Annotated in this window: 15 protein-coding genes; 2 read left to right on the top strand and 13 right to left on the bottom strand. The window is 37.3% G+C overall.

All coding sequences use genetic code 11. The features are described 5' to 3' along the window. Window positions 1–357 precede the first annotated feature (357 nt). From J2Y40_RS17380 to J2Y40_RS17360, 5 genes are all read right to left on the bottom strand, one after another. A complete protein-coding gene (locus tag J2Y40_RS17380; RefSeq protein WP_310000389.1) occupies window positions 358–495 on the bottom strand; it encodes a hypothetical protein in 138 nt (45 codons plus the stop codon). 180 nt (window positions 496–675) lie between these two features. Beyond that, a complete protein-coding gene (locus tag J2Y40_RS17375) occupies window positions 676–960 on the bottom strand; it encodes a bacteriocin-like protein (RefSeq protein ID WP_153392394.1) in 285 nt (94 codons plus the stop codon). Window positions 961–1,397: 437 nt separating this feature from the next. Next, window positions 1,398–1,991 (bottom strand): TlpA disulfide reductase family protein, encoded by a 594-nt coding sequence (locus tag J2Y40_RS17370; RefSeq protein ID WP_153392392.1) that lies wholly within the window; start codon window positions 1,989–1,991, stop codon window positions 1,398–1,400. Window positions 1,992–1,999: 8 nt separating this feature from the next. Beyond that, a complete protein-coding gene (locus J2Y40_RS17365) occupies window positions 2,000–2,536 on the bottom strand; it encodes a TlpA disulfide reductase family protein (RefSeq protein WP_310000388.1) in 537 nt (178 codons plus the stop codon). Between the two features lie 185 nt (window positions 2,537–2,721). Beyond that, complete coding sequence (locus J2Y40_RS17360; RefSeq protein ID WP_310000387.1) at window positions 2,722–3,126, bottom strand: hypothetical protein; 405 nt, start codon at window positions 3,124–3,126, stop codon at window positions 2,722–2,724. 183 nt (window positions 3,127–3,309) lie between these two features. On the opposite strand from J2Y40_RS17360, the gene J2Y40_RS17355 reads away from it, so the two are divergent. Continuing rightward, window positions 3,310–4,098, top strand: a complete 789-nt coding sequence (locus J2Y40_RS17355) for a LexA family transcriptional regulator (protein WP_153392388.1) — start codon at window positions 3,310–3,312, stop codon at window positions 4,096–4,098. Window positions 4,099–4,147: 49 nt separating this feature from the next. Here J2Y40_RS17355 and J2Y40_RS17350 read toward each other — a convergent pair whose 3' ends face one another. From J2Y40_RS17350 to J2Y40_RS17340, 3 genes are all read right to left on the bottom strand, one after another. Further along, entirely contained in the window at window positions 4,148–5,164 is a 1,017-nt protein-coding gene (locus tag J2Y40_RS17350) for an alpha/beta hydrolase (RefSeq protein ID WP_310000385.1), read from the bottom strand. 155 nt (window positions 5,165–5,319) lie between these two features. Then, entirely contained in the window at window positions 5,320–5,757 is a 438-nt protein-coding gene (locus tag J2Y40_RS17345; RefSeq protein WP_310000384.1) for a hypothetical protein, read from the bottom strand. A gap of 9 nt (window positions 5,758–5,766) precedes the next feature. Next, window positions 5,767–6,378: a class I SAM-dependent methyltransferase gene (locus tag J2Y40_RS17340; protein WP_310000383.1), complete on the bottom strand. Its 612-nt coding sequence runs from the start codon at window positions 6,376–6,378 to the stop codon at window positions 5,767–5,769. Between the two features lie 171 nt (window positions 6,379–6,549). Here J2Y40_RS17340 and J2Y40_RS17335 point away from each other — a divergent pair, with 171 nt between their 5' ends. Next, a complete protein-coding gene (locus J2Y40_RS17335; protein ID WP_153392383.1) occupies window positions 6,550–7,041 on the top strand; it encodes a hypothetical protein in 492 nt (163 codons plus the stop codon). A gap of 332 nt (window positions 7,042–7,373) precedes the next feature. Here J2Y40_RS17335 and J2Y40_RS17330 read toward each other — a convergent pair whose 3' ends face one another. From J2Y40_RS17330 to cobA, 5 genes are all read right to left on the bottom strand, one after another. Further along, window positions 7,374–8,894: a TSUP family transporter gene (locus J2Y40_RS17330; protein ID WP_310000381.1), complete on the bottom strand. Its 1,521-nt coding sequence runs from the start codon at window positions 8,892–8,894 to the stop codon at window positions 7,374–7,376. Window positions 8,895–8,899: 5 nt separating this feature from the next. Continuing rightward, a complete protein-coding gene (locus J2Y40_RS17325; protein WP_310000379.1) occupies window positions 8,900–11,776 on the bottom strand; it encodes a TonB-dependent receptor domain-containing protein in 2,877 nt (958 codons plus the stop codon). 372 nt (window positions 11,777–12,148) lie between these two features. After that, a complete protein-coding gene (cysI, locus tag J2Y40_RS17320; RefSeq protein WP_310000377.1) occupies window positions 12,149–13,825 on the bottom strand; it encodes an assimilatory sulfite reductase (NADPH) hemoprotein subunit in 1,677 nt (558 codons plus the stop codon). Between the two features lie 38 nt (window positions 13,826–13,863). Further along, window positions 13,864–15,576 carry a flavodoxin domain-containing protein gene (locus tag J2Y40_RS17315; protein WP_310000375.1) on the bottom strand — a complete coding sequence of 571 codons (1,713 nt, stop codon included), beginning with the start codon at window positions 15,574–15,576 and terminating at the stop codon, window positions 13,864–13,866. Continuing rightward, the gene (gene cobA / locus J2Y40_RS17310) at window positions 15,566–16,411 is read right to left on the bottom strand and encodes a uroporphyrinogen-III C-methyltransferase (RefSeq protein ID WP_310000373.1); all 846 of its coding nucleotides are present in this window, start codon (window positions 16,409–16,411) and stop codon (window positions 15,566–15,568) included. The genes J2Y40_RS17315 and cobA overlap by 11 nt, the downstream gene beginning before the upstream one ends. Window positions 16,412–16,413: the final 2 nt, after the last annotated feature.

Below are 16,413 nucleotides of genomic sequence, written 5' to 3'. Positions count from 1 at the left end.
CTCAAATTAGATCCTTTTCAGAGTCTCCTGTACAGTCCCATGTAAAGCTTGAAAATTTATATACGATTCTCAGCGATTAGAGATTTAAAGATTTCAGAACTTAAATTTATAAACCTTTGGATCACAATAAGAATTTCATGAAATTTTAATAAATCTGCCAGATTAGCCAAATCAACGAGAGAAAAAAAATTCAAACTTTATCTAAGCAAAGTTTTTATTTCCTTGGTTTCTGCAAAGCAATTTTCAAAAACAATAACCCTATAATAATCAATAAGAAAATTACCAGATACCTTTCCCAGGATTTGCTGTTCTCAGAATTCTGAATATCACCATAGAAACTTTTCTTTTCAGATAAATTCATTGATGAATGATGATCTTCCCGGTCACCGCCGCCACAAATTCCGCAGCTGCCACCATTTTTAGCACAATGTTTACAATAATTACAGGTTTCGCAGGCGCTGCAATATTCACTGCCTGTGCATTTTCCGCGCCCATAGATCAATTGAAAGTTAAATATCAGAGCTAAAATAAGTAATAATAAAGATCTCATCGTATGCAGTCATGGTTACTATTTTAAAAATACGAAAAGAACAGTTTAAGTCAAAAACGGGAAACCGTAAAAAAACCGCTCTGAAAAGAGCGGTATAATTTTTAATGTCAGTGCTTTTTTGCTTCTTAGCAAGTAGATCCGCACTCAAGTAATTTGATGTGAACAACACCATTAATTACACACTGAGTCTGGCATAGAGCGTTTCCAACAACGGTAGTTACACCGCCAACAACTCCACCAACGGTAGAACCTACTCCACCTACTACTCCACCAACGATGGTTCCTACACCGCCAACTACTCCACCTACTACTCCGCCTAATCCGCCAAGTAGTCCTCCGATTGGATCAAGTAGTCCGTTTCCTGAAATAGCTTTTAATTCGTTTCTGTCTAGTTTTTTTAGATTTTTCATGATATAATTTTATATGATTAATACATCACTAAAATATGAAAAATAATAATAAGTCAAAATATTTTTAAATAAAATAATTATATTTTTTTATTATTTAATATTTCGTTAATATAACTCAAATTTATTGAATTATTCATTTTATTATTTATCTGATTGATTTTAATTATGTTAAATGCCAACTTATGCACTTCGAAATGTTGAATTAATATTAAGAGGCTTATAACGATTATGTAAAGTTTAAATTTTTCTGAAGCCATTTCAGACCAGCAAGCCCTTTTTTAGACCAGATTTGATCTCCAAAATTTGATGCTGACTTCACTATCCGGAGATTATATTGAAAAAAAAATGAACCGTTTTGTGGTCTTTTTAAAGATTAATCAGTTAAAGCAAAAGCCTCTCCGGAATACAGAGAGGCCTTTATAAAATTATTTAAAGTATTAGTTATCCTTTAAAAGTAAATCCATTTGATCATAAAACGAGGTTTTACTATAATCTGCCATTCCTGTATGATGCAGTCTTATTTTACCCTGCTTATCCAAAACAACAGTAGTGGGCAGTGATCCGCTGTAATATTCTTTTGGAATATTCTCTACAGGCGTCAGAAACGGAAGGGTAAACTGATTATCCGTTAAATAAATTTTTCCCAGTTCAGGATTATCATCGAGATTTATGGTAAGAAATACCATATCCGGATGAGCCTTGTATTTCTCATACAATTTCTGAATGGAAGGAAATTCTGCTCTGCACGGTGGACACCAGGATGCCCAGAAATTAATAAAGACTACCTTTCCCTTCAGCTGTGAAGTATTGAAAACCTCTCCTTTTTCATCCGTTACTTTAAAATGGACAGATGCAGACTTCGTTTCATCAGATGTAGGGGAATCTTTAATACTGGAATTAAAGATTCCGGTTGCTATCATCTGCCGCATCAGCCATGCTTTGGCATCCGGGCTTACTAAAAGGATTATAAAAATAGCTGCTAAAGTTAAGGTAGACCAGTTTTTCTTGATCCATATTTTTGTATTCTTCATGATGTGTTTTACTTTTCAGATAATTCTTTTAATGCCTGATAGATTTCATCTTCTCCAAAATCTCTCATCCCCTGAATATTGGCTTCCAGTTTTCCCTGTTTATTATAGATGAGTGTTGTAGGAACTACATTCTTGAATAAGGATGACGGAATCTTGCTTCCGGCAATATGAACGGGCAGATCCAGATTACGCTGTTTCATAAACTTTTTTGCTTTGCTCAGGTTGGATTCTATGTTCAGCATGATAAAAACGATTTCGTCATTCTTAAATTTGTTTTTAAGGCTCTGGATAGAAGGCATTTCCTCAATACATGGTCTGCACCAGGTTGCCCAGAAATTAATAAAGACAATTTTTCCTTTTAAATCACTTAATGATATTTTCTTCCCGTCTTCCTGGATGAAGATAAGATCATCCTCTGAATCCACAGCTGTTTCCTTCTGTGAAAATCTTTGTGATTGCATTTTACTTTTTCCCGGAACCATCTGATAGGAAGTTAAGAAAATAAATAATAGAACAATGGATTTTATATTATGAATGTTTTTCATTTTTTTATTGTTTGATTTCTGATTTTATTGTAGTGTGAAATATCTCTGCACAGCCAATGGATAGTTTTTCAGAAAACTATTTCTTTAAGCCAGATACAAAGACATTATCTTACTGACTGAAAATTAAGTCAGTAAAGCCGGAATTAATCATTAATTGATTCCGGGCGGATATATAAATCAGGAAATCAAATGATAAGTTTACGGTACCTCAGGAAAATAGGGAGATCGTTTTCCAGTTTAGAGCTACTGTAAAAAGGATGTTTTTGAAATTTAGACCATAGAAAAGCTTCGCAGAAAATAATAAATGCAAACGCTGTTAGCTCAGGAAGATCAGAAAAAGAAAAATCTTTACTGTTCTGTTCCTTGGTAAGAATTTCTTTATCCTTACAGATTTTGCATACCGACGGAGCGGGATTCTGATATTTTTTTTCTTTGGTAGGCGAAGATTGGGAAACCGGTGCACAGCCAAAATTCAGTAATTGTCTGATGCTGTTTTTGATAGCGCATGAAGAAATAAGGATACAAAAAGTAAAGACCACTGCTAAAATGGCTCTGAACTTTTGGGGTGTATGCTGTTTCTCAAAAATCATCAGGCAAATATTATATTATTTGATATAACAGCCAAAATATTAACATATTTTATCATCTATTTTTACATGAACATCATATATAGGAAAAGCGCAAGTAAATTTCTTTATTTCCTGCGGTAAAACCAGTCTTAATCATTGATAAACGAAATCAAATTTCGTATTTTTGCCTACATACTTTTATCAATGTCAATTTTTTCAAATAATATACGCTTTTTAAGAGCTAAAAGAAAGCTCTCCCAACAAAATGTAGCCGATGAATTAACGATCTCCAGAGTCCGGTATTCCAAATATGAAAACGGAATATCAGAACCTCCTATCGAGCTGCTGATAAAAATATCCAAATACTTTCATGTAAGTATTGATTTGCTGCTCTCGGTAGATATTGAGAAATATCCGATAGACGAAATGCTGAAGCTTCCGGATAACAGGATTGTTCTTCCGGTTGCCGTAGATACTCATGGAAATGATACCATTGAAATCATTCCCCAGAAGGCCTCTATGGGATATCTGGAGGGTTACAGCGACGTAGATTATATTGAAAGTCTTCAGCGTATAGCACTTCCTTTCCTCACTAACGGAAAATACAGAGCCTTCCCTGCAGACGGAGATTCTATGCCTCCTTTCAGAAGCGGTTCTTATATTGTAGGAAAATATGTGGAAGGCATCAATGAATTAAAACCGGGAAAAACCTATGTTTTTGTCACCTTAAATGATGGAATTACCTATAAACGTTTTAAAGAAAAGAAAGAAAATGCGATCTGTGTAAGTGCTGATAATTCTTTTTATGAGCCTTATGATATTCCTTTTGAGGAAGTTGTGGAGATATGGCAGTATGCTTCAGGAATTTTCCCGGAAGATTTTGAACCCGGAGATTATGAAAGCTATAATTTTAAGGAAATGTTCCGTGAACTGAGGCAGGATATCAGGGAATTAGACCGTAAGGTTACTGTCCGCCGCAGAAAACAATCATAGATACAAGATATTTTGCCGGCCTGCTTTATGAAGTAAGCCGGCATTTAATTTATTTTGATTCTGGAATAACATTGATCGTTTGCAGCCATCTTTCAACAAGCTTTTCCCAATCTGCAATGGGCAGTTTATTCCAATTGGGTATTTTTTGTGCTGATTCGTTGAGACCAAATGCATGTCCTCCTTCTGCATAAATATGATATTCTGTTTTTACGCCTGCTTTCTGTAATGCCATATAGTAAACCAAAGAATTTTTAATATTATCGATATTATCATTTCCTGCGTGTAAAATAAAAGTTGGAGGTGTATTTTTATTGACAGGAATTGTTGGGTTCAGCTCATAGGGTTTAGAGGTGTGGAAAGTCATATGCCCCGGATAAAAAACAATACCAAAATCGGGTTTGCAGCTGATTTGATCTGTAGTATCAGAAATCGGGTATACCCTTTTCTCATAATTGGTACTTACTTCTGCCACCAGATGTCCACCGGCAGAAAATCCCATAACGCCTATTTTATTGGGATCAATATTCCATTCTTTAGCCTGAGAGCGTACTAAGCCAATTGTTCTTTGTGCATCCTGTAATGCTAAAGGTTTAACAGGGTCTTTTTCACAGCGGCAATCTTTATTGTAATGCGGGCCGGAAGCCGGAACTCGATATTTTAGTAAAATCCCTGTAACGCCAATTGATGCCAGCCACTCGCACACTTCGGAACCTTCTAATTCTATAGCTAATTTATTATAACCACCTCCGGGAAAAACTATAACTGCCGTTCCGGTATTATTATTCTTAGGTTTGTAAATTGTTATGGTTGGGTTGGAAACATTTGAGACCATCCCGTCATTGTATATTTCAGTTCCCTGAACCAACTCTGCATAAGGAATTTTTGTCCAAATAGGAATCTGCTTTTGCTCTTGCCAGGGTTTGAACGGTTCAATGACTGTCTCCTTCTTTTCTTTTTCCTTTTCTACCACTTTATTTTTTTTACTCTGGGTGCAGGAGAACATGAAACAGACACCCAAAATTGAGGGAATAATCTTTGTTGAAAACCTATTCTTTAGTCGTTTCATTTTGTGCTGAGTATTTATAATAAAAGCTTTGTAAACAGTAATCAATATACAAAATTTTGACTATACTCAAATTGATTTAAACGAAAAATACGCTATATATCAGTGATTTATCTGTAAAATGAAGGTTTTGTTTCATTTTTTGACTGGCATCAGCTTTAATAATAGAAATGATGGGTAAAAAAGTAGATATACGAATTTTCAGTTTCTATAATAAAGCTGATTTCACTGTAGTAATTGGTTCTGACGGTATCTCTGGCTTCATAGATATATTGAATTTCTCCATCCATATATTTTTTAATTTCCAGATTCAACTTCCATAAGGTTTGAAAATTATCAATACTCTCCAGTACCGTCTTTTGGTCTGTGGGAATGAGTTGTATACAGCTCATATCATATTCGTCCAGGCCCGATGCTCCCATGGCGGAAATAAGGAAGGAAACAAGGTCCGGAATATCTTTTTTCAAAGAGCGGATTAGTTTGAAAATAATTTCATCCCGGTTAAAAGTGACTTCAGTGATATTTGTTTTCGGAATGAGAAAGTCGAGATTACGATTTTTCAACCTTTCCGACATCATAACAGGATCAAATGGCATGGTAAGAATTTATATTTTTTTAAATCCGCAAAACTGGAAATTCTGTACAGTGTCAAAAGGAGTATGGTGATCTTCCGTAAAACATTTTACAGCTTCAAAGTTCTGGCTAAACCTTTCTTTCATTGTTGTTTCGGAATATTGTCTGATCTCCAGTCCGCTGCATTTCTGAGGACCGTTTTCTGAAAATGTCCCTAATAAAAAATGACCATTTTCGGGAATGGATCTGTTTATTAAAGCAACGTATTTTTCAATGTCTTCTTTATCGGTAAGGAAATGAAAAACAGCTCTGTCATACCAGAAATCAAACGGTATTTCATTCTTAAATTCTGTAATATCTGAAACAATCCAGTGTATTTTTTCGGCTTTACTGCCTAAACGTTGTTTTGCTTTTTCCAGTGCGGTCTCAGAAATATCCAATACCCAGATGTTTTCATATCCCTTTTCCAGCAATGAATCGGCAAAATTACTTTCGCCACCGCCAATATCAATAATTCTGGCTGTTTTTGGAAGTTGAAGCTGTTCTAAATACTTCATCGCTGTTTCAGGATATTTCTGTGTCCAGCTTACCTCCTGTGGTGATTTGGTTGAAAATACCTTTTCCCAATGCTCTTTATTTTTCATTTCTAAGGAATTTATGATGAATACCTTTGCAATATTAAGTTTTAAAACTGTAAAAACTGCTAAATGTATTGTTTTTATGCTCCCATAAAAGATGTTATTTGGGAAACATTGTATTATCATTTGGAATACAAGTAATAAAAATATTATTTTTGGCACAAGAAAAGACCCATTATGCTGAATGATGCTTCCCATAAGCTGATTCCGATGACCGATTTTGTCATTGAGTACTACTCAAATGAAGGATATGCCGATCTTCAGACATTAAAAATGATGAAAAATTATGCTGGTTTTTTACGTCAGCGCCTGACGCTTGGGATGTTTGTACCTGTAGATCCTCAGGGAAACATTCTGAAAGAACCTAAAAACTATACTGCATGGAAATCACTTGAGCACAATGATGGCAAAAGAAGTGATACCGCCGGATTTGAAGAACAGATACAATATCAGGCAGCGGAGAAAAAATGTTTGTTTGATGGCTTTAAAGTTGATTATAACGGCTATTCAAAGGTTAGAATTATTGCAGTTTATGATCCTTCTATAGAATTATCCTTTAATAAAAATGATTTATTCCCTTCAGGATTCAATGATGTTGAGTCATTGACTGTTTTTGATGATATTTACCTTACCAAAAGTGCTTTACAACTCATCGGAATAAGGGTGTAAATCGATTTTTTCTGATCAATAAATACAAAATGCCCTTTTTATCATAATCGATAAAGGGGGCATACATTCTTATTTAACCTCAGAGTTCGGGATAAGAATTTTTGATTTATGAGCTTGGAAGCAGGGAGATGGAAGAGGGAAGTTTTGAAGGTCATCAATAATAGATTGCCCTCTTTTTTTAGTAATTTGATTTTACGGAGGATTTCAGTATCTATAACTAAAAGTAACTTCCAGCCTCCTTCTTCCATCTTCCCACCTTTTATATTTAAACTCCTTAATCCGAATTCAGATTATTTATTTGAAAATCAACTATTTTCTGTTCTGCTTATATGTTATAATAGCGATTTCATTATCGTTATAAGACTCATCAGAATGACTACTACTCCAACAATCACGAACATTTTTTTGGTAGGAAGCTTTGAGGTAAGCATGGCAGAAAACGGAGCTGTAAAAACACCGCCCAACAATAATCCCAGTACAATATTCCAGTGGTGAATGCCAATGGTAAAGATAAAAGTGACAGCACTGGTAACGGTCAGTAAGAATTTAGCTACCGTGGAACTTCCCACAACATAGCGGGGAATTCTTCCTTCTTTAATCAGCGTCCCGGTTACTAACGGACCCCATCCGCCTCCTGCAAAAGAATCTATAAAGCCTCCTGCCAATCCTAATACTCTGAGATTGGTTCTTTTCTGCTTTGCCTTAGGTTGCTTGGATTTTTTGCTTTTAAAAGCATTTCTCAGGATGTTTAATCCCAGATATAAGGTATAGCAGGCAATGATGGGTTTTACAATATGAGCATAATGTTCCCCATAGTGAGAAAGCGTTAATGCTCCGATAATAGAGCCAACAATAGCTAACGGAAACAATACCCACACCATTTTTTTATTCACATTTCCTAATTTGTAATGACTGAAGCTTCCCGCTGCAGTAGTGAAAGATTCTGCGGAATGAATACTTGCACTGACAACAGGCGGCGGCACATTAAGCAGTAAAAGTATGGTAGTACATATGACGCCATATCCCATGCCCATTGATCCGGCAACAATTTCTGCCAGAAAACCGGCCAATAACATCCAGTAAAAAATATGCCCGTCTTTATTCAGAAAATACTGAATATTTCCGGAAAGGTTGAATTGATAGACCACCAATCCCAATATTCCGAACAAAAGTAAAACGCCTATGACGGCCAGATAGATATTGGCTTTTCTTTGAGCAATTTTGGTGATATTGATGAGCTTCTCAATTTCCATATTGGATTTTGCAGGAGAAGCTTCATCACCAGAAAGATATTGAGTTGTTATTTTGTTAAGCTCTGCAACCTTATAATCGAAGTCTCCTTTTAACTGATCGCGTATGTTCTGCATATTGTCCAGTACATGATCCATTTCATCAGGGATGGTATCTGTAAAGGTCTCTCTTAATCTTTTTGCGATAGTAGGAGATTTTCCATTCGTGGAGATGGCAATTTTAAGATTTCCTTTCTTAACAATGGAGCCCAGGTAAAAATCACACAGATTGGGTTTATCGGCAATATTAACCAGTACATTTTTCTGATGGGCATGATCCCGGATCTGTGCTGCTAAATCAATATCATTTACAGCAATAATAGCAAGGTCAATAGTTGTAAAATCATTGATATGGTAAGGCCTTTCATGCAATATGATATTCGGAAACTCATGTTGTAAAGTTCTGATCTCCGGAATAATTTCTTTTGCCACCAGTTTTATAGGGGTCTCAGGGGAATTTCTGAGTACTGACTCTAACTTTTCAAGGGAAACTTTGCCACCACCAATGATGAGTAATGACAAAGTTTCAAGTTTTAAGAATATGGGATATAAAGAATTACTCATCTTGATTATAGTTTTAGATCATAGGTAAAAGCGAGATAATATAATCCTCCTATTTCAGGACCTGCTGCATACTGAAAATATCGGTGGTTCAGTAAGTTCGTTGCTCCTATTTTCACATGAGCATTGATTTCCGGAATTTTCCAGGTAGCCTGTGCATCAATCGTATAATAAGCCGGAATTTTCCCCGAAGCTAAGGGGCTTTCCCACATAAAACTGTTCTGCCATCTTGCTACGACCGTAAATCCAATGTTTTTTACTATTTCTCTGTTTCCTACGCTTACATTTACCATCCATTTCGGAGTATTGAAAGCGGTGATAAACAGATCCGATGTATTGTTGGAAGCAAGATCATTATAAGAAACATTGGTATTGATATTATAATTTCCCGTTATATTATAGCGGATTCCTAATGAAGAACCGTAGCTTTTGTACGTACTGTTACTGTTGGTATATACCCTGTAACGGTCCTGCTTACTTCGGTCAAGCATGGCAAGAATAGCGGTATTACTTCCTACCTGACTGTTTTTGGGAACAGCAACTTCCACCTGCCCAAGAAATCCTTCGTAGATATTATAATAGAAATCCCAGTCCAGAACCAGTTTGCTATTAAAAAAAACAGATTTATACCCTACTTCAAATGAGTTGATTTTTTCTGGCTGTAATTTTTGAAGGCTGGCAACGGTTAAAAGCTGTTTGTTATCCTGGGCTGCCTGGCTTTGGCTTTTTCCTCCGTCTATATCAGCATTAACGGCAGAAGTTAATTTGTCGATAGAGGCTAATGTATATGAGTTTTCCAGATACCCTAATCCTTCATTCACTTTTGAAAGACCTCCTACTCTTCTTACATTTCCGTTGTTAACGAATGAAAGGGCCTCAAACAATGACGGAAAACGATATCCGTTCTGAAAAGATGCTCTGAAATTATGCTGATTAACCGGAGAGTAAACTACGCTTATTCTGGGATTCAGCTTGGCTTCAAATTCCGGGTTTCTGTCAATGCGTAAAGCGGCGTTCAGCTTTAATTTGTCATTAAAAAATACTTTAGTAATCTGCGCAAAAGCTCCATATTTCTGATAAATAACGTCTTTCCCGAATGTTCCGTCAGCTAAAGGAATATTTCTTTCATTAACAGGCCTGTTAAAATCAACAAAGTTATTTCCGTCGGGAGTGATGCTGTACAGACGGTAGTCAACACCAGCCAGAAGGTTAAATATTTTCACCAGTCTGCTGAAATCATAGGTAGCCTCACTCTGATAAAATCTGGATTTTTGTTCGAGTTTAGCTCCTCCCGTTGCGGGAGCACCTGCTATTCCTCCATTGGCAGAATCCCAATTATTAATTCCGATAATGGTATTTTTTAACTGCTCAAAAGCAGGAGTGCCGGGTACTGCTCTGTTTTTGTCGGCTTCTTTGCGTGCGAGAATAAAAGCATCATTAAGATTCACGCCTGCATTGAGGTTATTCTGTAATGTGGTCTGAAAGATATTTTTCCAGTTGTTATTGGAAAGGTTGGTTAGATCCAGATTATCTGCCAATGGCTTTAAATTGTAGGAATCCCCCGTGTTTTCAATAGATACATAGGTTCTAAAGGTAAATTCTTTACCTGTTAGCTCTACTTTATGGTTCTGAACGGTAGCGTTTTGTAAACGAATCTTATTCCCTCTTTGGAAAGTCCCGTCCAGCAATCCGTAGCGATATACATACGATGCTTTCCATTGATCTCCGAAACGATAATATAACCCTGCATCAAATTTTATATTTTTTACTTCCGGGCTCACAAGGTCCTTTTCCAGATATCCTGTTCTGGAAACATTGAATGTGGTTGGTTTTCCGTTATAATCTACTTTTACAGCGACTCTGTTGTTTCTTTCATCACCATATTTATTCCAGAGATCTTCAGCGGGATTATTAGCTAAAGGGAAATTAGGATTAGCTGTAATGAATGAATTAGGATTCTGATCTGTGAGGTTGTTGGAAATCCAATCTGTTCCGGTGAAATAAGACGCATTGATTTTTACGGCAAAATTTTTATGAATCACTTTAGCAAACCGCAGTGCACTTTCTCCCAAAGTACTTATTTTATGATTGACATTGTCCACATGGTTAACTCCACCACGGAAATAAACGCTTAATCCTTCGGAAGTAAAAGGGTCTTTCGTTTGTAGACTCGCCAATCCGTTGATGGCATTCATCCCGTATAATGCGGAGGCGGCACCGGGCGTCACTTCCATAGACTGGATGTCCAGTTCTGTAGGCCCGATAGCATTTCCAAGCGGCACACCCAATGTTGCAGATTGTACATCTACGCCATCCACCAGCTGCATAAATCTGAAATTATTTGGTGAATTGAATCCTCTGGAGTTGGGAATTTTCAACGTCAGACTGGAGGTTAAGAGCTGCAGCCCTTTTACATTTTCCAGTGTTTCATAAAAAGAGGCTGCCGGACTTTCCCTGATGGTTTTGATATCAATTTTTTCAATAGCTATCGGTGATCTCAATATTTTCTCAGGAATTCTTGATGCTGAAATAACCACAGCATCAATAATGGTATTCTGAGGATTAAGACTTACGGTTATTTTATTGGATGGAGAAAGAACTTCCACGGTTTGGCTGGTAAAGCCCTCTTTATTAATAACCACACGGAATGGAATGGTGACTCTGGTTCTTATCTTAAAGTTTCCGAGCGGGTCTGTTAATGCGGTATCTTCTGTGTTTTCGATCTGTACTTTTACAGAATCGAGGCCTTTGTGTGTGCCTGTATTTTTGATGCTTCCGCTTAATTCTATGAGCTGCTGCTGTGCTTCTGCCAGGTTAAAAGATAAAAAGGTAAAGGCAATAATACTGGCTTTTGGTAGAAATTTTCCCTGTTTTTTGTTTTTCATTTTCTTCATTTTTTAGGTTGAGAATGAAGCTGTCTGAACTTTTTTAACTACAATAAGACACTAAAGTTTACTATTTAAAACACTTTAGTTCACTTAAGAAAGTTTAAAATAGTACCGCATAAAAGTTCACATAAGATGAAAACCTTTGATTTTCATAAAACTAAAGTGTACTTCATATGCACAAAGCCTGTCACTTAAAAAATACTTAAGTGTTTAAAATTCGTCGGACTTTGGTTTGAGGTTAAATAGAAAAGTTGAAACAGCTTTGATGTATTGTTATTGGAGAATCAACAACACATGCACATTCGCTGGCCTGAAAAAAGAGATTGGTTTTTGTTTTTGTTCAGATTATATTGAAAATTGGCCATATCTTTAATTTAAGGTTTGTAAATAACGGTATGAAAAATCACCAAATGTTTCTTCTGCGAGCCTTTTCTGTACATAAATTCCGAAAAGTTCATCCAGTGTGGTAAGAATTTCTTCTTCGCCTATATTTTCTTTAAATTTTGTATTAAGTCTCATTCCGAGTCTGTCGCCACCGATATGAAGGTTATATTTACCGTATGCCGTACCTACAAATCCGATTTCAGCATTAGGAGATCTTCCGCAGCCATTGGGACAGCCGGTCATACGGATTGTGATGTCTTCCTCTAAAAGACCATATTTTTCAAGAACCGGTTCTATTTTGGTTACCAGAGATGGCAAATACCGCTGTGCTTCCGCTAAAGCAAGGGAGCAGGTATTTAAAGCAACACAGGCAACAGAATTCTTACGAAGCGCACTGGCTTTTTCTGTGTATTCTGAAATGCCGTACTCCTGCAGAATATGGTCAACTTCTGCTTTGTCTGCTTCATTAATATCTGCGAGAATAAGATTCTGGTTACAGGTAAAACGGAAATTAGCTTTTCCGGTCTGAGCAATCTTTAATAACCCTGATTTCAATGGGTATTCTTTGGTATCGAGAACTCTTCCGTGTTCAACAAACAGGGTATAAAACCATTTTCCTTCATGGTTTTGTATCCATCCGTAACGGTCTTTTCTTTGTTCAAATTTAAATTCCCTGGCCGGTTCAAAGCGGAATCCTGCTCTCTTTTCCACTTCGGATCTGTACTGATCAATTCCGAGTTTGTCAATCGTATATTTTAACCTTGACAGCTTTCTGTCACTTCTGTTTCCGAAGTCTCTTTGTACGGTAATAATTTCATAGACCGCCTTCAATACTTTTTCTTCCGTATCTATAAATCCAAGCACAGAGGCCAGGCGGGCATACGTTGCTTCATTTCCGTGGGTAGCTCCCAATCCGCCTCCTGCCGCAATATTGTAACCAACGATTCTGTTGTTTTCAATAATGGCAATCAGGGCAATATCATTAATGAATACATCCACATCATTATTGGGAGGAACTGCAATTCCTATCTTTAATTTTCTTGGAAGATAGCGGTCCTGATAAAGAGGATCTTCTTCCGCTTTTCTGTTAACAATTAATTCGTCATCAATCCATATATCATAATAAGACTGGGTTTTAGGAAGGCACATTTCACTGATTTTTCCTGCCAGTTCGTAAGATTGCTGATGTAAAGGTGATTCTGAAGGATTGGCGGTACAGGTCACGTTTCTGTTAACATCTCCACAAGCTGCAATAGAATCAAGACGCTGAAGATTAAAACTCTGAATGGTTGGCTTTAAATGGGATTTCAAAATACCATGCAGCTGAATGGTCTGTCTTGTGGTGATTTTTATGGTTCCCGTTGAATGATCTTCTGCGGTTTCATTCAATCCTAGCCATTGTTCCGGAGTTAAAAAACCGCCGGGTAACCGCAGCCGGATCATATAGGAATACAACCATTCCAGCTTTTTGGAAACGCGTTCTTCCCTTCGGTCTCTGTCATCCTGCTGATACATTCCGTGGAATTTGATCAGAGTTTGATCATCTTCTCTGATAGCTCCTGTAAAATCATCGGAGAGACTGTCCTTTAATGTACCTCTAAGCCCGTTACTGCTCGTTTTTATTCTTTCTACCGGTGAAAGATTATCTTTATTGTTGCTCATACTTATTTCTTTTAATTTTATGGGTTTTCTGTTGGAGTCTAATAAACATCTTTAGCATATCTGCCGTTAAGCTCCATGTCTTTAAGGTATTGATGTGCTTCTTCTTTACTGCGTTTTCCTTCGTTTTGAATGATATTCAGAAGGGTTTGCTCTACGTCACGGCTCATGGGTTCTTTGGCCCCACATACATAAACCGATGCGCCTCCTTCAAGCCAGTAAAAAACTTCCTGAGCTTTTTGTTCCAGTTTATGCTGAACATATGTTTTTTCTGCCGTATCTCTGGAAAAAGCCAGATCTAAACGGGTTAAGCTTCCTGTTTTAAGGAAATCCTGGATTTCAGCCTGATAAAGAAAATCTGATACAAAATTTCTATCTCCAAAAAAAAGCCAGTTTCTTCCTTCTGCGCCTATTGCATCACGTTCCCAAAGAAAAGATCTGAAGGGAGCAATTCCTGTTCCCGGACCAATCATAATGATATCTTTACCTGCCTCTGGAAGCTTGAAATGTCCTGCCTCCTGAATATAGAACTCAACATCTTCTCCTTCATTAAATCCGCTGAGAAACCCACTGCAAAGACCATTGTGTTTCTCATGGTCAATAAAGAATTCTGATTTGGCAACTGTAATATGAATTTCATTCTCACCATGAGCTTCCAAAGATGAGGATATGGAGTACAGACGGGGAGCCTGACCTGTTAATACCTGAATGACTTCTTCAAATTCTTCAGCATTTTTCACTGGATAAATTCGTAAAAGATCAAGAAGGCTTAAACGGACTTCCGGAATAGAATGTCCCGTGATCTTTGCATATTGGGCAACAACGGATTTAAGCAGATAGCTGATGTTAAGATGTTTATACAAAAGCTCTGCTGCACTGTCTGTAACTTTTGAGGTTTCAATTTGCTTTTTGGGATCAATTCCTGTCAGGCTGATAATTTCATCCACTACTGATTTTGAATTCAACGGGACAATTCCCAAAGCAGCACCAGGCTGATAGACCAGAGCTTCTTCTGTTTCTATTTCGATGTGATAGGTTTCTTTTTCAGAAGTAATATCATTTAGATTGATAATGGATGAAACTTTACCCAGATATTTTTTTCTGCCTGTTGAAGCTTTTGAAGCTGAGCTATTTTTCGTCCTGTTATCAGCATTTTTATTCACTGTTTCGAATACATGTTCTATCCATTGAGCAGCCTCTTGTTCATAGTCTGTATCACATTTTTTTAAAGGAATAATTCGCTGGGCTCCCAAAGTTTCAAAACGGAAATCTACATCTTCTCCTGTCTTACAAAACAGCGGATAGCTGCTGTCTCCCAAAGCTAAAACTCCGAATTTTAGATGACTGAGGTTTATTTCATTTTCATAAATATAATCATAGAATTTCCTGGCGAGTGCAGGTGGTTCACCTTCTCCCTGGGTACTGATCACCACAAAAAAGAATTCTTCTTTGGATAAATCTTTAGGCTTGTATTGGGATAAATCGGCCAGTTTAACCTGAATTCCTTTTTTCTTAATAACCGAAGCTAAACCTGTTGCCAGTTTTTTACTGTTTCCGGTTTCGGTACCGTAAGCCAGGGTAATTTTTTTCACAGCATTCGGGGCTGTAATTTCAGTGTGCTGAGGAGGCAGTACAGCGGTAGTTAATGTTCCTCCGGCTAGGCCTGCCAGGTATCCGCTTGCCCAGATGGCTTCATCTCTTGAAAAATCACCGGAGATTTGTTTGAGAACATTTAATTTGGTTTCAGACAGCATATTCAAAGAAATTTTGAGGGTTGGATATAAGACTTCCGTTTTCAACGGATTTAAAATACAGGCCTTCTTGTTCTGCGTTGTCCAGCCAGGAAAACTCTTCATGCAGGTTCACAACTTTACCGATGATCACCAAAGAAGGAGATGCAAAGTTTTTGTTTCCAAAATGGGTATTAAAATCCTCGAATGAGGAGGTATACACCTTTTGAAAAGGGGTTGTAGCCTGCTCAATGACCGCAATTTTTTTCTCACCGGAAATTTCAAGCTGTCTGAATTTTTCTACAAGCCGGGTAAGGTTTCCTTTAGACATATAAAAGACAAGCGTATCGTTGGTAGCCGCCAGTTCTTTCCAATATTCTTCATTGAGAATCTCAGATTTATAATACGTCAGAAAACGGACTGATGTTGAGTATCCCCGTGCGGTTAAGGGCATTCCTGCAAAGGCTGCTGCACCTAAAGCCGCTGTAATTCCGGGGATAATCTCATAAGGAATATGGTTTTGTTTTAAGGCCTGCAATTCATCCAGAATATTGGAAAATATGGAAACATCTCCCCCTTTAAGCCTGACAACGGTTTTATTCTGCCGGGCATACTCCACCATTAAAGTATTGATATGAGATTGAGGGGTAGAGGCATTTTTACTGCACTCTTTGCCTACATAGATTACTTCTGTGCTTTGGCTGACATACGTTTCCATAATTTCAGGGCTTACAAGGCGGTCACATAGAATAACGTCTGCTTTCGTAATGGCTTTTACTGCTTTTACGGTGATGAGTTCAGGGTTGCCGGGGCCTGCACCGATAAGGTAAACCTTTGGTGATTTTATGATTGTTTTCATTG

Source organism: Chryseobacterium sp. 2987, assembly GCF_031456375.1.
In the GTDB taxonomy this organism is placed as follows: Bacteria; Bacteroidota; Bacteroidia; order Flavobacteriales; family Weeksellaceae; genus Chryseobacterium; species Chryseobacterium vaccae.
Note: the sequence above shows the minus strand (reverse complement) of the source record. Positions and strands in the feature narration are given on the sequence as shown.